This window comes from Streptomyces sp. NPDC018833, assembly GCF_044390825.1.
Lineage (GTDB): Bacteria > Actinomycetota > Actinomycetes > Streptomycetales > Streptomycetaceae > Streptomyces.
On record NZ_JBIRZM010000033.1, the window covers coordinates 1 to 19,641 of the forward strand.

A 19,641-nucleotide genomic window follows, 5' to 3' on the forward strand; every position below is an offset into this window, starting at 1 on the left:
CCCGGAGAGCCGGACGGCCACTCCTGCGGAGCCACTGAAGGCAAGACCCCATAAGCCACATCCGGCCCTCCCGGGCCATCCAACAACTTACGGAGACCCCATGGCTGAACCGCTGTCCGCCGACCAACTGCTCGCAGCCTTGCGGAACGAAGGGCTGCGCGTGGTGGAGTACCGCAGCTGGCGCACCCACAACCGCAACCATGTGGGCCCGTGGGCCCCGGTGCACGGCGTGATGGTCCACCACACCGTCACGTCGGGCACCGACTCCTCGGTGGAGCTCTGCTACAACGGCTACACCAACCTGCCCGGACCGCTGTGCCACGGCGTCATCGCCAAGGACGGCACGGTCTACCTCGTGGGCAACGGCCGGGCGAACCACGCCGGCCTGGGCGACGACGACGTCCTGCGCGCCGTGATCGCGGAGAGCGCGCTGCCTCCCGACGACGAGGCGAACACCGACGGCAATCGTCACTTCTACGGCTTCGAGTGCATCAACCTCGGCGACGGCAAGGACCCGTGGCCCGCCGCCCAGCTCGAGGCGATCGAGAAGGCCGCCGCCGCGATCTGCCGCGCGCACGGCTGGACCCACCGCAGCGTGATCGGACACCTCGAGTGGCAGCCGGGGAAGGTCGACCCGCGCGGTTTCACGATGGGCTCGATGCGCGAACGCATCGCCGACCGTCTCGCATCCGCCCCGCCGTCCGAGGAGGAAGACGTGCCCGACAACTGGAATCTCGCCTCCGACACCGACACGACGCTGCCCCCGGGCGACTGGACCCCCGTCCCCGTCGGCTCGGCGGACCTGCTCACATCCGCCGTGCGCTACACCGGCGCGATGCACCTGACGGTGACGGCCCCCGCGGGCGGTACGCTCCAGGGCCGCTTCTTCCACCTGCGTCCCAACGGCTCACGCTGGACCGGCCCGATCGTGGAACGCCTGACCACGGCCGGCTCCAGCTTTCCGGACTTCCCGCACGGCGGCTCGGTCGCCGCGGACGAGAGGGTCCGCTTCGAGGTGGTCTACTACCCGGCCTCACCGACGGACTCCACACCGGCAGTCATCACGTCGGCGCAGGTGCGCGGCCTGTCCTGGACGTGACACGTCTCCGTCGCCGCGCCCGGGGCCCCGATCACGTCGGAATCACGCCATGGCTCCCCGGCCGGGGACCGGTCTGCATGGCTGAAGAGCACGGCGCGCAGGCCGGAGAGCGAACGATGCTTCGGCCGTCAGGCGAGCGCATCGATGCTTTCACGACCAGCGCTCGAGCCGGCGCGCCGTAGACAGTCATCGCTCGCAGCTGTCCCTGGCTGATGGACCGTATCGGAGGGCAGGCCGGCCGAGGCGGAGGAGGAGTTGACCGAGCGTGCGGCGGCCGTCGTCCCGCGGGTGCGGAAGGCATCCGACGGCACGGCCGCTCACGCATCGCTCACGCACGGGGCCGAGAAAGAGATCAGCCCCAGGCCAGAAAGCTTCTGACCTGGGGCTGAGTGGTAGGCCGTGTGGGACTCGAACCCACAACCAACGGATTAAAAGGCCGCTGGGGATCGTGATGGACTGTGCTGCCAGGGCGCACCGGATCTCATTTTCCCAGATCAGAGCACATATCGCGGTCCAACGTCGAACGTTCCGGATTGCACCGTCCATAGGCGTCCGCGCTCCCATTGCGCTCCCCTGGTCGCCTCCCGTAACGCTCCAGTCCCGGACAGCGACCCCAGCTGCCTGCCCGCAGCGGTTTTGTCGGCATCGCACAACGCGAGCCGCAGGTCTCGGGGCCTCCGCTTCAGTGTCCAAGAAAGTCATCCGCCACCACACGGTGGGACCGCGACACCATCCTCGCCGAGCACGCCTCACAGCTGCGCACCGTCGACACCTTCCGAGCGGTGAAGACCATCGCGGTTGGCCTTCGCCACGACGCCCGCGCGGCCGCTTGCCCGGCTCTTGTCAGTCCGGACCCCTATGGTAATAAGTGAAGATTCTGTAACCGGGGGAAGGTTGGGGCGTAATGGCCACGACGGGCTGGAGTGGCCTTTCAGATGTGGTCCGACGCGGCAAACTGCGGCGTCGGGTCTCCGGCGTGGGCGTCCGCAAGTTCGGGGCTACCCGATTCGACATGGAATTGCTGGAGGCCGTCGACGCCGCCAGCGCACGGGAAGTGCCGCTGGCCTTGGTAATCCCCCTTCCAGCCGCCGATACACCGATCGCGCTCGGCGCCGCCAGCCTGGTGGCGCAGATCGTTCGAACCAGCGGTCTCGATGTGACCGCGACGGTGGTCTCCAAGCGGCTATCGCAGCGTGCCGCATACGACCGTCTGTACATCGACAGTCAGCGGCTGGCCGATTTCATCCCGCGGGCTCGGCTCACGACAGACGGCGAGGTCGAGGTCGTCGGCGGTCCCGTTCGTGACCGGGTCGGTCGGCTGGTTCTCACTTCGGACATAGACCGGGTGAGCGGCCGTGGAGCGTTGGTAATCGATGGGACGGCGGCTGATGTGGGTGATCTGGAGCCGCGTCTGCGCCAGTGCCGTGACCTGGTCTACATCACCGACACACCGTTCGACTCGAATCTGGACGCCATCCGCGAGGCGGGCGGTGTCGTGTGGGCGTTCGACCCACCATCGTTCACGGACCTGGCGGCTCCCTTCAATCCGAGTGAGGCGACGGGTGAGTTCGCGGCTTCCTCGGAGTTGCTACATGCCACCGCTATAGCCGCGCGTGTCGTGCGAGCGCCGGAGGCCGTGACATCGCTAGATCAGGCATTGAGTGGCACGTGGAAGGCTCTGGGACGGCTCGCCGCCGTGACCGGCGGGTCGGAGAACCTCGCGATGACGCATGCGGTTCGCTGGGCGTGGGGAGTCCTGTCCACATTCAGCCTGTCAGTCACCACTCCCTCCTCCTACGACGCGTGTGTTCGACGAGGACCGTTCTCTGTCTTGCTGGGGGATGCCACCAGCCACGCTCGGGCGGTATCCCGCCAGAGCGCGGGGCCGACCCGGGATGCCTGGGCGGTGGTCGCCGACGGGTTCGCCGACATCTACGAGGCCGCTCTGGAACGGCCGAAGTTCGCTCTCGTACAGGACTGGGTCCGTGAGGAGGCCGGGGAGCGTGGGACCGGGATGGTCGTCACGCGCAACCAGTCCGCGGTGGCGGCACTGACGACCGACTTGAACGAGTCGCCACTAGTTCCGCACGGCTGGGCGGAGCGGATCCGAGTGGTTTCCGTCCGTGACCTCGCCTGCGGGCGGGTCTCCGGTCTGCCAGTGGCGTCGATGCTGATCACGGGTCCAGTGCCGCGAGCTTATGCCAGTTTGCTGGCCGCTCCCGCTGCGACGAGGCTGCTGGTCACAGCCGCTGGGGAATGGGAGGCCGGGCGGGCGGCACGGCAAGCGCGAACCACGTTCCTGGCACTGGCCGAGCTGCGCGCCAAGACCGCGACGGAGAGCGCCGTCCGGCTCGGGACCCACCCGATCGTGGTACGTCCTGCCGCCCCGGACATCGTCGTCCGGTTGGACACCACCGTAGTCAAGGGCGCCGACGTGGCGCGGGGAGTGAACGACTCGCCGTGGGAGCCGTTCGGTCTCGACGTCCTGAAGGTCCTGGCCAGGACCGGGGCGGTCGGTTCCGACGCGGCGGAGACCCCGCCGCCGGCGCGTGGCGGTGACGGTGACTCCTCGGCCCGAGTCGACGCGATCACCGTGGAGTTCGCCGACGGCCGCGCGATGCTGATGGACCCCAACGACGTGGTCTATCGCAAGAGGCAGAAGAACACACGCCAGGTCGCGGCCAAGTCCCTTCAGGCCGGCGATGTCGTCGCGCTCGTCGATGCCGCCGCCCGCAGGAACCTGTTCGACTCGATCATCGACGTGCTGTCGGAACTGCCCACGTACGCGCCGCTCGCCGCGCTGATCGCGTTCTGGCACGAGCGGGTCGCACGCGTCTCCTATAGCGGCTGGACCTATCGGGAGATACTCGCGGCGATGCGACGCAACGCCGATCCGACGACGATCACGAGCGAGCAGACCATCGGGACGTGGGTCCGCGGGAACTCCGAGGGCCCGGAGGACGCGGCTGACGTCAGACGCTTCGCGGAGGCGGTCGGCGACACCGAGTTGCTCCGCCGCGCGGGCCCGGTGGGCAAAGCGCTGTGCACGAGCCGCACCATCCACCGGACGGTCGGGCGCTGGCTGTCCGGACAGATCACCGGCGCGCGCATGGACGACCGCGACGCGCTGATCGACCCGGCCCTCGGGATCCACGTCGCCGACCTCCTCGAGGCCGTGACCTTGCACCGGGTCACGGCCGTCGAGGCCAAGCTGGCGCGCGTGCCAGCCAGCGCGATCGGCGTCCTGATAGAGCAATCCGCCATCCCGGGCCTGGCGGCCCCTCCACTAGCGAGGGGAGACCGCGCGCTCATCTAAGCAATCGAGCTCGGCGTATGTGGCCTGACCCCACCCCACGCCTCCGGGCGGGCGACGACTTCCGCGTCCGAGGCACCTTCCATGTCCTTCGTATCACTTGGGACGGAGCGAGAGACGATGGCCACCACACCGGCGGCACCCGCAGACGGCACCACTGCTGTGAACTTCGAGGCGAAGATCCGCGACGCACTGCTCGCCTCGCTCGAACGGCACATCCTCACCGAGGCGGCTGGCGGACAATTGCCCGCCCGAGTTCGCCTCACGGACGCGCAGAGGCGCGCGATTTGGCTTGGACAGCTGTCCAGCGAACCGCAGTTGACCGTCGATCGCGCCAAGGGCCTCAGCGGCGATCGCCTGGTCCCGGCGGCGCAGGGCTTCTCATTCCGGCTCGCCGGGTCGGCTCCCGCCGAGATCGACGTCGAGGTCAGCTTCGCGGTTTACATCGCGCTGCACGCCTCCCAGGCCGAGCAGCGCGCGTTCACACACGCGGTCACGGACAACCTCGACACCTCTGCGGCCGCCAAGGCCGTCGCCCAGGTCGGCGGGAAGACACCCGGCCGCCAACTGGCCGCAGTGTGGATGAAGGTGCCTGTCGGACCGGTCAACGTGCGCGTGGAGGTCCACGACGGGGCGCGCGGGTCGACACGCTTCGGCGCCCAGGCCATCGCGGACGCGATCCGAGCCGCTGTGCGTCCGGCCGCGGGTAGCGAGCCCTTTCGCCCCCGGCGCACGGCATCACCAGCCGGATCCCTGCCGCGCGACCCCGATATGGCCGACGACGCGGCATGGGCGTCGTACTGCGCCAACAACCTGATCGCTGCGGCCGACGCCGCCCTCCCCCAGTTCGCCGCCGCACTCGACGTCGATGTCTTGACGACCGAGGCAGGACGCGACGTTCTGATCACTCTCGTGAACACCACTCCGCCCGAGGATGCCCAGTTCGCCGACCAGGCGCGCACCATCCCCTTTGGCCGGAAGCACCTGGACACTCGGCTGTACGAAGCCAGAGTCGCGGCGCGCACCGACACAGCCCTGGCCCCATACACCCTGGAACAGGTGGCGAACTCCCACCGCTACGACCGCACCGTGCCTGCCTTCGGGCAGGCCTCGCCGGTGGTCGCGGCAACCGACACCGCTACCGGTGTGACGACGTTCGAAACCGGTTATGGGGCGACTGCCCTGACCCAGCGCCCCCACCCCCGGGCAAGCTCTGGCAAGGGCGAGACCATCGACGCCAGGTTCGACGCTGTGATCGCCGACCCGGTCGGGGCGGTCACAGCGATCGTCGACGCCCACGCCGCGTGGGTGGCCGAGCACTGGTCGGACGCCGCCCTGGCAGCGCGCGCGACAGCTCGAGGCTGGAGCGACGAAGCCATCGCGGAGGCCAAGAGGGATGCTGACACCGCCAGGGACGAGGTTGAGTGGATCCGCGCCGGCGTCCGCACCATCGAGCGCGACGACGTGCTGCGTGAAGCCTTCGTCCTCGCCAACCGGGCCATGAAGATGGTAGGCGCGAGCAAGGGTTACGACTCGTGGCGCCTGTTCCAGATCGCCTGGATGGCCGGCTGTCTGCCGGCCGTCGCGGACCCAGAAGCCGACCCCAGCGTGCAGATCGAGACCGTGCAGACCGGTGGCGGTAAGTCCGAGGCCTACCTCGGTGTCATGCTCCTTCACCTGTTTCACGCCCGCCTCACAGGAGGGACGGCCGGCGTGAACGTCTGGGCGCGTTTCCCTTTGCGACTGCTGTCCACGCAGCAGACGGCTCGCTTCGCCGAAGCCGTTTTCGCGGCCGAGGTCCTGCGCCGACGCGATCCGCGGATCAGCGCCGGAGATCCGTTCGGCGTCGGCTTCTTCGTCGGTAGCACCAACACGCCCAACCGCATCTATGCGGCCAACAGTCCGTTCTCGAACGGCGTCGACCCGCACTCGCCGGATCTCGCCGAACGCTGCCGCGTCCTCGAGCACTGCCCCGCTTGCGACCCGTCCGGCAGCGGCCGGAAGGTCCTCGTCCAGTTCGACGAGGCCAGTTGGACCATGCGACACACATGCCAGAACCCCGCGTGTCCGCTCTCCGGAGTATTGCCGATCTGGGTCGTCGACGACGACATCTACCGAAACGCCCCCTCCGTACTAGTCGGCACCGTCGACCGGCTCGCTCAGATCGCCCAGAACAAGGCGTTCCAGATCATCTTCGGCCAGACGCAGTCCCGATGCCCTCGCCACGGATATACAGCAGACCCGACTTACTGTGCCGTCTTCGGCTGCAAGGCCCCGCGGGTGCCGATCCCGCCCGGGTTCGGGTCCCTGCGCTGCGAGATCGCCGACGAGCTGCACCTCCTGGAGGAGAGTCTGGGCGCCCTCGATGGCATGTACGAGACGCTCCTGCAACAGATCGGTGCCAGGCTCGGCAACCGGCCCCTCCACATCGTGGCCGCGACCGCCACCCTTGAGGGCTACGAGAACCAGGTGCGCCATCTCTACCAGCGCTCCGCCCGCCGCTTCCCCGCCCCCGGTCCTGACGCCGGCGAGACGTTCTTCTCCTACACCGATCCGGAGGATCCCTTGCGCCGCTACGTCGGCGTGCGGCCTCGCGGGATCACCATGGTCACCGCCGCCGCAGAGGTGACCCGCATGTACGCCGCATGGCTCGAGCGATCCATCGCGAACCCCGCCTCAGCGGCCGCCGACGCCGGGCTCGACCACACGGAGCCACACGTCCTCGCCGTAGTGGACAAGGCTCTACGCGACGACTACGAGGTCCTGCTCGGGTACTGCCTACGCAATGAGGATCTCTCCTCATACACGCGCGACGATCGCGTCAGGGCCCTGATCGAGACCAGCGACAACCTCGCGATCATCTCCGGCAGCGCCGAGCCCGCCGCTGTCCGCGAAGCGGCCCGCCGACTCGATGCTCCACCGGAGGACCCCAGCCGCCGCATCCGGCTCATCGCCGCCACGAGGGCGATCGGCCACGGCTTCGACTCGCCGCGTCTCGGCGTCATGGTCCTCATGGGCACGCCCACCCAGGCGACAGAAGTCATCCAGGCCACGGCCCGGGTCGGACGCAAGCACCCCGGCTTGATCGTGCACATCTTCAATCCGTCACGAGACCGCGATGCGTCTGTCTTCCGCTATTACACGGCGTGGATCACCTACCTCGACCGGCTCGTACACAAGGTACCGGTCAACCGCGAGTCGCTGCCCGTGCTGCGCAGGGTGCTCTCTGGGGCTCTCATGGCCTGGACCCTCCAGGTCTACGAGGTCCCATGGAGCACGTCGGGCAAAGGCCGGTACGCGCTCAGCAAGTCCGACCAGTTCCGCAAGGCCCTCGACGCGGGATTCCTCGATCGGACTCGCCTGATCGAGGATCTGTCGGCCGGCCTCGGCCTCAACCCGGCTAACCACTACCACGACATGCACCGCGCGGAGGTCGTGCGATACGTGGACGAGATGATGTCCGTCCTGGCCGTGTCTGGGGACTCCAACACGAGGACGGCCGACCTCCTGGACCCATCGGTTCCGCGCTCACTGCGCGACATCGAGGCACCGATCACTATCCATGGAAACGTGTGAGGAGCGCTCTATGACCTACGAGACGTTGAACCGCACCGCCACCCAGGCGCTTTGGAACCACATGCCGGGCCAGCCGTACAACTGGGACAACCAGGTTTCCGTCATCGGCGAGCCGCCCCGACACGCCTCGCCACTCGATGTCCCGGAAGCATGGCTCGCTCCTCAGTTGAAGAGGCTTATCCGGCCCTTCGCCCAGCAGCATTCCGGAATCCCGAACGCCGGTCCAGAACTCGACATCATCGAACGTGGGCAATACAGCATCGTCGAGGCCCATGACCTGCAGGCTTCACGATTCCCAAACACGTTCATCTGCCGCGAGTGCGGACACCTAAGCACCGTCAAACCCACCAGCCAGACGCCGACTTGCCCCTCCGGACACGGCCTCAAGCCCCAGTTCCAGTTCGCCGAGGCGCACAACTGCGGCCTGCTTCGCGAGATCCGGGCCCCCAAATGCGCCAACAACTGTTCCGGGCCGATGCTCCTGCGGAACTGGCGTGTGCTGGACACACGCCAGTGGGTGTGGCGATGCGGCAAGTGCGGCACGCGCGCGGAGCGACGTGTCGTCTACTGCCCCGATTGCAAGACTAGTCCCACGTCCGTGTTGCGCGTACCTCAAACCTCCCTCCACTATCCGCAGTCCTTGACCGTGATCAATCCGCCCACACGCTCTGAGTACACCGGCATGAAGGGCGACGCGATCGGCGCCGCCGCCGTCGGACAACTCATCGGAGCGGTCGCCCCCGGCCTCGACGCGCTCCGCGCTGCGACCAGCGGAGGCGGTAGTGACGACAAACTGGCGCAGGCCAAGGCGACCTGCGAGGCACTCGGGATCCACCCCGACGATCCTTTGTACGAGTCGATGATGGACAAGGCGCGTCAGGCCTCCGCGTCCGTAGGTGGATGGCAAAAGGAGGTCGAGGCTCTGGCGCTTCCCCCAGAAGCTCTGGAGGTCATCGGCGACGAGGTGTTCTCCCTCACCCGTGCCACAGCGGCGCCGTCGCTCGACGTGGATGGCCTGCTGCGGAACCCTCCGTCGGCCGACCTGATCCCCACCTATGGCGAATACCCCGCGTTGTTCGACCGCTACAAACTTGCCGACGTTACCCTGCTGCGCGAACTTCCGATCGCGAACGTCGTCGCTGGCTACACGCGGATCTCGGCCCACGCCGTCCAACAGACACGGACCGGCGACAAGGGCACTTGGTTCAAGTTCTTCCCGGCGTCCAACAGCAAGTACCCCATGTACGGCAAGCGGACCGAGACAGAGGGTTTGCTCGTCCGCGTCAAGCCGCTGGAAGTCATCCGCTGGCTCGTCGACTCCGGCGTCGTTCCCGACCCCGAGGTCACGGACGAGTCGAACGCGTACAAGTGGCTGCTGCGGGTCCGAGAACCAGTCGTCGACATGTTCAACGCCCCGGAGCAGCGGATCACCCGCAGCGTCCTCGGGCTGGTCCACTCGATGTCCCACCGGTTCATGAAGGCCATCGCAGCCCGCTGCGGACTTAATATCGACTCGCTCGCCGAGTACCTCTTCCCGTCCGCACTGGCGTTCCTTGTCTACGCCAACACCCGCAGCGACTTCACGTTGGGCGGCATCGAGCACGTGTATCGCTACGACCTCGCCGACGCGTTGTCCGAGCTCGCCGCCGATCCGCGGTGCGTCTTCGACCCGCCTTGCCGCCGCTCCTTCGGAGGCGCATGCGCGGCCTGCTTGCACACCAGCGAAATCTCCTGCGAGCGGTTCAACACGGTGCTGGACCGCAACCTCCTGTTCGGAACCCTGCCCACTGCAGATGGCACGGATCCCGACCAGACATCCGACGAAATCACATGGCAGGCGTTCTGGGCTCCGTGAGCACGTTGGCCTTCATCGCCTGATCAAGTCCGCCAAGTCTGCTGACCCGGAGGACGTCCGCGGTGGTGATGGCGTCGGATTAGCGCGGCGAGCACCTGGTCAACCACGGTTTCGCCGAGACGGCCGGTTTCTTCCCTAATTGGGACCCTCCGCGCCGGTTCATCACGCATTTTTATCCGTCGCCCCTCCTGGCGGACACGGCCTGGCCGAACAAGCCGATGACCTCGTCCAGCACACCGGCGATCCTCAGTAGGGAGTCGCCCGGAGGCTAGTCGACGAGGGTAGGTTGCGATGGGCCATGGCCACCGCCCGCCGCTCCAAGGTAGTCAGGGTTCGGGATCATTTCCCGGTGGAGGTACCGCAGGTCCGCGCCACAACGCTGAGCGACTCGTTCCTGGCGCGTGCGCTCGGCCGTGGATACGGTCTCACCGTTGCGGGTCGTGATGACGATCGCGGGCCGCTCCACCGAGTCGATGGCCTCGTTCAGCGCGGCCCAGACGAGGTCACGAAAGTTTCCAGCGCGGCCCCAGCAAACGTACCGAGTGGCGTCGCCGTCGCCAGCGATGGCGTAGCAGTGGTTCGGCTTCTCTCCAACCGAATCGGGCTTCATCACCCAGCCGCTGCCACATGCCGCACGGACGATTTCCTCCGGCCCCTGGAACCGATTTACCGCATAGCGGACATAGCTTCCGATCCCCTCTTGTGCTCGGGCGTACTCCTTCATGGGGACATCCTTGATCCAGACCCTGGCGTCCTTCTCCGGCCCGTAGGAGAGCAGGACTCCACCGACCTTGGGATCCTCGATCCATCTCCGGTACTGGTTCGTCTTCTCGGTGTTGCTCAAGAACTCCCAGTCCAGGTCATTGGCCTGCTGGTAGATCTCAATGAGGAGGCGTTCGCGAATGGGCGCAGGCAAGTGCTGCAAGGCCACGGTGATTACTCCTGGGGGGCGCGGGTGGCGGGGAACTGGAGTCGGTGCTCGTCGTACGCGGTCTCAAGACTGGCCGCGTCCTTGATCCACTCATCCATGAGCGTGGCCACCTTCTGGTCGCTGAAGTCGATGTTCGACGGGGTGATCTTCCTGAGGGTCTCGATCTCACCGTCCCCGTCAAGCTCACGCTTGAGCTTGAGCGCGGCAGCGATGCGACGGAGGTCGCTGACGAAGTCCAACACCGTGACTCGCTCCTTTCCCTCGCGCAGGCGGAGCCCTCGCCCAAGCTGCTGGACGAAGATTCGGCGGGAGTGCGTGACTCGTGCGAAGCAGAGGATATTCACGTCTGGCACATCGACGCCCTCGTTGAGGATGTCGACCGCTGTCAGGATGGGCACCTCGCCGGCGCGGAAGGCGAGCAGGCGATTCTGCCGTTCCCTCTTGGCGAGTCCCGCGTGGATAGCGAGGGCACCTGACCAAAGGGGGGTGCGCCGCAACATGTCAGCGAGCCGCTCAGCGTGTTCGATAGTGCGGCAGAACACGATGGCCCGAGGACTGGCCGTTGCGGCCCATGCGGTGGCCAACTCGTCGCGGATGGCCTCGTCTCGCTGCGGCAGGAAGAGCTTCGCGTTGAGTTCGGCCAGTCCGTATGAGTGGTCACTGGCCTCGCGGACGATGTCCCAGTCGATGTCGTCGACGAACAGGCGGTAGTCGACCTGGGCGAGGTAGCCGCGCCGCATTCCCTCCTCGATCCCCAGGCTGAAGCTGGGGGCGCCGAGCTGATGGGTGATGTCGTGCTTATCACCGCGCCATGGGGTCGCGGTGACGCCCAGGTGGCGTGCCGAGCTCAGGAGTTCCAACAGCTCGTCGTACTGGCCTTCCTCGCCTACATGGTGGGCTTCGTCGATCATGACGAGCCCCGGGCGGTACCCGAATCGCGCGGCGGACAGCGCCGAGCCGACCGTCGCGCAGGTGAGGCCGGAGAGGTCATCAGGACGGGTGTCGCCCGTGAGGAGCCGCGTTGGAACGTCTTTGGGTAGGTGTCGCCAGAGCGCCCGCTCTAGTTGCTGGACGAGGTCTTTGGCGTGTGCGACGACCAAGACCTGGTCCTGGGGGGCGCGTCGCAGGTGCGCCGCGATCGCCTCGCCTCCGACGACCGTTTTACCCAGGCCCGTTGCCAGCACGAGCAGTGCCCGACCCGAGGCATCGAGATCGGCGGTCAGCGCCTGGAGCGCCTCGGCCTGGTACGGCCGTGGCGTCACTCGTCCAAAGCTGGGCGGTACCCGGTCGAAGCTGGTTGTTAGGTCTGTTCCGCCCCACAAGAGGATTCCAGGGCCTAGGCGTGCCAGGTTCGCCACACGCTGCCGAGCGTCAGGGCTGAAGCGAGTGTTGGTGACAACGACCGCCTTGTGGGCGCGATAGTGATCCCGAGCGCGGGCGACCTCGTCCACCGCGTCGGCTCCTACGGCCCCGTGTCGCTTCCACTTGCACTGGATTACCCAGGTCTCGCCCTTGTGGAGGGCGAGAATGTCGCCCCCCTCGTCACCGGAACCATCGATGTTGGACACATCGGAGAAGCCCAGGTGCCACAGGAGGCGTTCGATGCGGCGAGGAAACTGCAGTGGACCGGAGTCCAGCAGGGAGGCGGCGTCGAGGAATTGCATTCCGCTCTCCCTACGTGTTGTCAGCGAGGTCGCGCGCGATGAGACGGCAGCTGATCCTGATCCGGGCCAACTCCTCCACGTCGAGGCGTGGACGGTGCTGTTCCAGCAGCGCGAGGTCCCCTAGAGGGTTGATCAGTCGCTCCACCACGAGCTCTCGCGCCCCTGGATCACTTAGAGCGATGTAACCGCGCTTGAAGACGCACCCGTCGAGGAAGGTCTCCGGGGAGTCCTGGATGATGCGGATGACAGCGCTGGCCGGGACATAGCGGATGAACTCGCCATTGGAGATCGCGTCGTTCCAAGGGGCCCCTCCACCGGCCTCGACCGCGAAGCGGCGTTCGGCGTCCGCTCGTTCATCCTTCGTGAGCAGCAGCCAGTGCACCGCCGGGTTCGCCGAAACGGGCGTCACCATAGCCATACGCACCTGTTCGAGGAGCCGCTCGGATTCCTCCGCCGTCGCCGCCGGCGTCAGCCTAGGGCTGGAGGTGTGGGTCTTGAGCTGCGCGACGATCTCGCTCAGGGGCATCGACACGTTGTTCGCCCGTACTCGCATGAACTCCGCGACCTCGACGAGCGCCAAGTCGCGCATGTCCGTCCCGTATTCACGGAAAAGCGCGTGCCCAGTGTCGACGAATACCTCCAACTGCGGAGCTCGGACCATCGAGACGATCACAGGCGCGGGCCGCCCGTCTTTGGTGACCAGATGCTGGCCGCTAACCGCCCAAGCCGTCAGATCCACGCGGCCCAGGTCTTCGAGGTAGTACGGGCCCGTCAGGTCCACGATGGGGTCGGCATGGTCTCGGTACCGCTGGAGCCGCTGGTCCAACGTCTCCACCGGTGCGGGATCGTCCTCAGGCGGTTCTTGGCCCGCCGTGGTCGTGTCAGGCTCCGCACCGCCTTCAGTCTCGTCATCCGGATCGAGGAAACCAGCCCCAAGCCCGGGGAGGATGTCATCACTCCCCGGTTCCGGTTCCGCGGCTATCGGGTTGTCGTGCTGGTAGGCAGCGCGATACCACACCTCGTCGGTCTGGTATTCGTGGCCGCCCATCCGCATCAACCCGGCCCACTTCGCCGCCGTCTCGTGGAGAGCGTTGCGTCCGTCGCCCGGGATCAGGTAGTTGAGCCCCGGGTCCTGGCGACGGAAGCCCGCGTAGAGCAGGCCAAGAGGACTGCGGTTCTCCGGCAGCCCAAGGCTCTTCGCGATCTTCGGACGCAAGGGACTGGCTCCGCGGACCTCGCGCAGGACTTGACGCCATTCGGCTGTCTCGAACTCGAAGGCGGTCTTCTGGTAGTTCGGAGCGACGTGATCGCAGTGGATCTCACCAACGATCCGGCCCATCTGCACGGCTCCGGAGTCGATGGGGTACTCAAGTTCCGCCTCAGCGAGGCTGTCCTCGTCCTCCCAGTAGAAGACCCGCTTGTCCTTGAGGAGGATCTTGCGTCCGTTGCGAAGGAAGTCCAGGCCGTAGTCGGTGCGGTGGACGTACCGCTGTACCCCGATCCAGCCCCAGATCTTGCGCTCCCTCAGTTCCAGGCGGTCCTGCCCGCATTCCTCGCACCGCTCCGCGTCGGCGGAACTCCAATACCCGCACGCCATGCAGGCGTTCTTGGGGCTCAGCACGTGGTCGATCTTCTGAACCGCGTGGATCTCCACGCCCTGGCGGGTAACGGACCGCTTCTCGTCCCAGACACAGGGCAGGCGCGGCCTGACCTTCTTGCTGTTGAGCGTGAGCAGGAAGCCCTTCTCCGACAGCAGGTAGCTGTAGACGTCTCCAAGCTTCTCCCGGATCACGTTCTGCGTCTGCGGGCGACAGAGCGTGGCGTACTGCTCCTGCTTGAGGTCGCTGATGGTGACCGTGGTGCCATGCTCTTCACGATTGGTCTTGGGCACCGTGCGGTACGGCGCCTGGTACTTGGAGGAGTTGGCGATCTGCACCAGGTCCAGGGTCACCTCAACCCAGTCCGGGTCGCCCGCCCTGCTAGTACGCACAGTGGTACGCCGACCGAGTCGCGCCGTGCTGATGTTGAAACCCATGCCGAACAGGCCGAGGGAACCGTGTCGACCATTGCTCGTCCAGCCCGCGCTGATGGCGTTGGTGACAGCCTCCAGGCTCATGCCCCGGCCATTGTCCTGCACCGTGATCTCAGCCGTCGCACGCCTCGAGTTCGCCGGAGGCAGCGAGACCGCGACCGAGGGCCGGTCCACCGTCTCGCCGGCCGCCTGGAACTCGTCGAAGGAGTTGTCGATCAATTCGGCCAGGCACTGCCAGTGCGAGAACTCGATGTCGCCGAGCACACCCAAGATGCGCGGGTGTGGGGTGACATTGATGTACTGGTTCTCGGTCACAGTCGGCCCCCGTCTTCGTCGTGAACACATGCCTGGCAAGCGGGACATAACGCGCGCCCACCAGCGTCAAGCTGCCCACCGCTGGCCCTGGTCAGGCACGCTCCTGGAGCATCCATCAGCATGCCGTCAACCCTAATGGGCGGCACCGACACGTGCGGGACAAAGATCTCGAACCCCCTGGTGGTGCCGTCCCGCCCCAAGCGGTGTCTCTGAGCTTCACGCGTGCGAGACTCGCCTCATGATCCGGGAACCCGCGCAAGTCACCATCGATGCGAGCGGCCGGGTGCAGATTCCCTTGGGGATTCTCGCCGAGGCAGGTCTCGATACAGAGAGTCCCGTCCTCGCGTACAGCGATGGTGATGGCCGTATCGTTCTGCGCAGGTTGAACGACGCCATCGATGATCTACTGCTCGGCGAAGAGCTGTAACTACGCCTCGCCGGTCACGCCGCGGACCGCTGAGATAACCCGCCGTGCCACGTCCTCCGGCGCCTCGTGCTCCCAAGCCCTGATAACCGTCCAGCCCGCTTCCTCCAGGATCCGGTTGGTCTCAGCGTCCCGCCTCCGGTTGTCGGCGAACTTCTCCGTCCAGAAGTCCGTGTTCTTGGTCGCTGGTCGATGATGTTCCGGACAGACGTGCCAGAAGCAGCCGTCGACGAAGACCGCGACTCGCGCCTTCGGGAACAACACATCCGCGGTACGCCGGAGGCCCTGGATCGGCGGTGCGTTGACCCGGTAGCGAAGCCCTTCCTTGAAGAGAAGCGACCGGAGGACCTTCTCGGGCTTTGTGTCCTTTCCACGGTTGCCCTTCATGGAGGCACGGACCGCCGGCGTAGAGGCTGTCGAGTCCTCGGGCAAGGTCTCCTCCTTCAAGAGGCCCTTAGCCCAGGCCAGCCGCCATCCCTCAGCGAGGTTGACCGCACGGGTGTCGTGTTCGACTTCGCCCAGGTAGCGCTCCGGGGACTTCCTTCCGTCGCCCCAACGCAGTACCGCGCGGATGCGCCGAGTCTTGGGCAGGATCCTCAACGAGACCGAGGCGTGAGCCACGCGGCCGTTACCCAGGTCAACCACACGTCGATGGCGACCGCCCGCCGCTTTGTCCTGCTCAGCGGACAGAGCTTTCCGAGTCCGTCCCGCCCGCCCCTTCCAGGCACGGTCTGGAGGCAACTTGTCGTTCCACCGGTTCTGATGTGGTTTCGACACATCGCTCACGACCTTGGCCCCGGCGCCGTATCGAGGGCCTTGGCTACCGCGTCGGCGAATACCGCGCCGAGCTTCACCGGGACCGCGTTGCCCAGTTGCCGCATCTTCTCCCCACGAGGGCCTTCGAGCTTCCAGTCGTCGGGGAATGTCATGACGCGGGCGGTCTCACGCACGGTCATATACCTGTGCCTGTAGGTGGTGCCTCCGGGGGTTTCCAGATCATCGGTCAGCATGACCGACTCGCCGCCAGGGACGCCATGCACGCCGGCCTTCACGGTCTTGGCTGGACGGTCCAGTTCGTTGGGCGTGTGGCCCTTGTAGATCCGAGCGTCGGGCCATCCGATGTGATCGGTGAACCCCTCGGCGCGATACTCACGGCGGTCCAGCCTGTCCCAGGGGATCTTCGGCAGGGGCTTGCCCTCGTTCTCATCGATTCCGGCGATGGCGTCCCGGAAGGTACGCCAGGGCTTCGATCCGTCCGGGTCAAGTGGAACGTCCTTGGGGATCCTGGCCATGGCCCGGGCGCGCACACGCGGGGGAACATCGTGACGCTTCCAGTAGGAGTCGTCGAGCATGGACCGGTACAACGCCTCCTCCGAGTACTGGGGAAGCACGTCCTCCTTGAACTGGTCGATGTCGACCCCGAGGTCCTCCCGAAAGGCGACGATGATGATGCGGTGCCTGATCTGGGGGACCCCATAATCGGCGGCGTTCACGCGTGTCATCACCACCTTGTAGCGCTCCGACGGGTCGCTGGCGGCCTTGCGCCTGGCATCAATGAGGGTCTGGTCGTGCTTCTGCCAAGGGATGTTCGGATCGCGTAGCTCGAACGGCATCTCCATCTCGCGCAGGATGTAGTCGAGGTAGGGCTTGAACGATGGCCTGAGTAGTCCGACGACGTTCTCGCAGATGACGGCCTTGGGGCGAATCTGGCGCATCGCCTTGAACATCTGCGGGAACATGTTGCGCTTGTCCTCGTCCCCCTTGGCGATCCCACCCAGGCTGAACGGTTGGCACGGCGGGCCGCCTGCGAGCACGTCGACACGACCGAGCAGATAGCTCATGTCCAGGTCCTGGACGTCCCCCGCCACGAGCGGCCACGGCTCCCCGGGCTCAGGGATGCGCTCCTCGTCCCCTCGAAGCTTGGCCCCGTTCGCTTCCAGGGTCTGGCACGCCCGCGGAGCGAACTCGTTGAACAGCAATGGCCGGAAGCCCGCCCCATGGACCGCCATCGCCAGGCCACCCGCGCCCGCGAACAGCTCGACCCCGGTGCGATCCTGCTTTGGCTCTTCTTGCAGTTCAGACATTGCGAAAGCATACCGCGGAAATTGCGATTCACGTGACCGTTTTCGAGAAAGTTCACCTCCTTCCCACGACTGGCCGAAGATGGTTCGACCGGCGATCCCAAGCCGTTATCGTCGACCCTCGTGGGGCCGTGGACCAGGGATTGGGCTCCCCGGATCCGAGACCGAGCGGTATTCGCAAGGAGCGTGACCAGGTCGGCGAGGGGGCCGCCCCCCTTCCAGCTCGCGCACCTCCACGACCTGTCGATCAAGCGGCTCACCGAGATCATCCGCGGGCCGTTCCAGCCCCAGACCCTCGTCGCGAATGGCCAAGGTCACAAGAGGTCACACACGCCGACCGTGGTCGACCCGCTCGCGCGACGACTCGGTCGAGTGGTCAGCCCAGCCCAGCCCACAGCCAGCGGTCCCGCCCTCGTCGGGGGACAGAGCCGCAGAGCCGACCGGCGCTGGAGACGGAGTCGGCGCCATACACCCGCCCGACGTGCCGGCCGGCATCGGACGCTGATCGACGAGTTGCGCGAGGCAGCCTGGCGGCCGCCCACGCGCAACGCCCTGATCGGGGCCGCGGTGACGCGCCTCTCGGCGACCACCGGCTCGCCGCCCCTCCCGCATACCGAGCGGTTCACGAGCGCGGCGGCCTGCCACGCCAGGCCGCGAACAAGCCCAGCCCGACGCTGGTGACCGCGGTGAACGCCTCGGGGCCGGCGAGCATGAAGACGCCCGTCGCCAACGTGATCAGGATCAGCAGCGCGACCAGGTCGAGTACCCGATCGCGGGTCGGTGCCTCCGGTACCGGTCCTGGCGTGGGAACGGCCGGAGAAGTGGCGGGCGGGTTGGGCTCTTCGATTTCATCCATGCGCCCAGCACACCAGCCTGATCCGGCATGTCCCGTACAGCACGAACAGACCCGGATAAGCCCGATCGTCGCAGGCCATCGCCGTAGCGCGCGGCACTCCGGGCGAACACCCAGTCTGTATGGTGGTGTTCGGCGGAATTCGGTGATGTTCGGCAACCAGCGTCATACGCTGAGTCCCACAGACCATCGGGGGGACGTACGTGGCGCATGAGGACGTCTCCGAGGCCGCGTATCAGCGGGAACTCGCGGACTTCGCCTCCAAGCTCCGGAAGCTGAAGATCGAATGCGGCAACCCCTCCCAGCGCAGCATCAGCAGTGCCGCACCCCCGGGACCGTCACTCTCGGTCTCCGCGATCAGTGAGGCTCTCAACGGAAAGCGATTGCCGAGCGTCGACTTCCTGCTCGCCCTCGTCCGGACGCTACTCAGCCTCGCGAACGACAACCAGTCCCCCGTGGGCCGGAATGATCCAAGGGTCGAGCCCTGGCGCACGGACTGGACTCGGCTCGCGCACCTACGTGACGAGGCCCGGCACGCGTCGACCGCGCCCGAGTCCGTGCAGCAGCCGGTCGTGGATGGCGCGTCGCAGCCCCCAGTACAGGTCCGCGAAGGGTCAGCACCGCCGACGAGCACGCCCGCGCCGATCGAGAATCACCAGCCCCCGAGGTTCCGTCACACACCACCGGTCCTGCCCCACTCCGGCTTCGTATGGTCGGTGGCATTCTCGCCCGACGGCAACCTGATGGCCACCGGCAGCGCCGGCGGGACCGTGATGCTCTGGGATCCAGTCACCCGTCAAGCGGTCGGCAAGCCGCTGACCGGCCACACCACGACCGTAAGGTCCGTCGCGTTCTCCCCGGACGGAGGTCTGCTGGCCGCCGCCAGCGACATCGGCACGGTACGGCTCTGGGATCCAGCGACCTATGAAGAGGCCGGAGCGCTCTCGACCAAGAAACAGGAAGGTGTCACGGCCGTCACGTTCTCCCCCGACGGCACTTTGCTCGCTACCGCCAGCTATGACCGCACGGTATGCCTCTGGGATCGGGATACCTATGAAGCGGTCGGCGAGCCACTGACCGGCCACGCCCGCCCTGTAACAGCCGTTACGTTCTCCCCCGACGGCGCCTTACTGGCCACCGCCGGCTTCGATGGCATGGTGCGTCTTTGGGACCCCGCTACTCGTCAAGCGGTCGGTAAGCCCTTGATCGGCCATGACGGCCCCGTCAGATCGGTAGCGTTCTCCCCCGGCGGCCTGCTCGCCACTGCCAGTGACGATGGCACGGTGCGTCTCTGGGACCCGATCACCCACCAGACCGTCGGAACGCCGCTGACCGGCCACACCGGTGCCGCCACAGCCGTCGCCTTCTCCCCCAGCGGCGGCCTGCTCGCCGCCTCCGCCGCCGATGGCACGGTGCGTCTCTGGGACCCGATCACCCACCAGACCGTCGGAACGCCGCTGACCGGCCACACCGGTGCCGCCACAGCCGTCGCCTTCTC

The 19,641-nt window shown here is 66.8% G+C and carries 12 protein-coding genes; 6 read left to right on the plus strand and 6 right to left on the minus strand.

Annotated features, from left to right (window positions below; translation table 11 throughout):
• Positions 1 to 100 precede the first annotated feature (100 nt).
• The 4 genes from ACH5AF_RS34890 to ACH5AF_RS34905 all read left to right on the plus strand — a co-directional run bounded on the left by ACH5AF_RS34890 (position 101) and on the right by ACH5AF_RS34905 (position 9,843).
• Entirely contained in the window at positions 101 to 1,099 is a 999-nt protein-coding gene (locus ACH5AF_RS34890; RefSeq protein WP_398907520.1) for an N-acetylmuramoyl-L-alanine amidase, read from the plus strand.
• 1,012 nt (positions 1,100 to 2,111) lie between these two features.
• Positions 2,112 to 4,415, plus strand: a complete 2,304-nt coding sequence (locus ACH5AF_RS34895; RefSeq protein WP_398907521.1) for a hypothetical protein — start codon at positions 2,112 to 2,114, stop codon at positions 4,413 to 4,415.
• Between the two features lie 117 nt (positions 4,416 to 4,532).
• Positions 4,533 to 7,988 carry a hypothetical protein gene (locus ACH5AF_RS34900; RefSeq protein WP_398907522.1) on the plus strand — a complete coding sequence of 1,152 codons (3,456 nt, stop codon included), beginning with the start codon at positions 4,533 to 4,535 and terminating at the stop codon, positions 7,986 to 7,988.
• Between the two features lie 10 nt (positions 7,989 to 7,998).
• A complete protein-coding gene (locus tag ACH5AF_RS34905; RefSeq protein ID WP_398907524.1) occupies positions 7,999 to 9,843 on the plus strand; it encodes a hypothetical protein in 1,845 nt (614 codons plus the stop codon).
• A gap of 268 nt (positions 9,844 to 10,111) precedes the next feature.
• Here the strand turns inward: ACH5AF_RS34905 and ACH5AF_RS34910 are convergent, their stop codons facing one another.
• Genes ACH5AF_RS34910 through ACH5AF_RS34920 form a run of 3 tightly spaced genes read right to left on the minus strand, consistent with a single transcriptional unit; the run spans position 10,112 to position 14,785 of the window.
• Positions 10,112 to 10,774, minus strand: coding sequence for a hypothetical protein (locus ACH5AF_RS34910; protein WP_201053898.1), 663 nt, complete (start codon positions 10,772 to 10,774; stop codon positions 10,112 to 10,114).
• 5 nt (positions 10,775 to 10,779) lie between these two features.
• Positions 10,780 to 12,438, minus strand: a complete 1,659-nt coding sequence (locus tag ACH5AF_RS34915) for a DEAD/DEAH box helicase family protein (RefSeq protein ID WP_398907526.1) — start codon at positions 12,436 to 12,438, stop codon at positions 10,780 to 10,782.
• A gap of 10 nt (positions 12,439 to 12,448) precedes the next feature.
• Positions 12,449 to 14,785, minus strand: a complete 2,337-nt coding sequence (locus ACH5AF_RS34920; protein WP_398907528.1) for an ATP-binding protein — start codon at positions 14,783 to 14,785, stop codon at positions 12,449 to 12,451.
• A 238-nt stretch (positions 14,786 to 15,023) separates the two neighbouring features.
• Here ACH5AF_RS34920 and ACH5AF_RS34925 point away from each other — a divergent pair, with 238 nt between their 5' ends.
• A complete protein-coding gene (locus ACH5AF_RS34925) occupies positions 15,024 to 15,212 on the plus strand; it encodes a hypothetical protein (protein ID WP_383495640.1) in 189 nt (62 codons plus the stop codon).
• On the opposite strand, the gene ACH5AF_RS34930 is transcribed toward ACH5AF_RS34925, so the two are convergent.
• The 3 genes from ACH5AF_RS34930 to ACH5AF_RS34940 form a co-directional block, all read right to left on the minus strand.
• Positions 15,213 to 15,854: a very short patch repair endonuclease gene (locus ACH5AF_RS34930; RefSeq protein WP_398907530.1), complete on the minus strand. Its 642-nt coding sequence runs from the start codon at positions 15,852 to 15,854 to the stop codon at positions 15,213 to 15,215.
• Positions 15,855 to 15,991: 137 nt separating this feature from the next.
• Positions 15,992 to 17,293, minus strand: a complete 1,302-nt coding sequence (locus ACH5AF_RS34935; protein WP_398907532.1) for a DNA cytosine methyltransferase — start codon at positions 17,291 to 17,293, stop codon at positions 15,992 to 15,994.
• Between the two features lie 619 nt (positions 17,294 to 17,912).
• Entirely contained in the window at positions 17,913 to 18,146 is a 234-nt protein-coding gene (locus ACH5AF_RS34940) for a hypothetical protein (protein ID WP_398907533.1), read from the minus strand.
• 200 nt (positions 18,147 to 18,346) lie between these two features.
• Between ACH5AF_RS34940 and ACH5AF_RS34945 the strand changes: the two genes are divergently transcribed.
• On the plus strand, positions 18,347 to 19,641 hold a 1,295-nt coding region (locus tag ACH5AF_RS34945; RefSeq protein WP_398907535.1), incomplete at its 3' end, for a WD40 repeat domain-containing protein.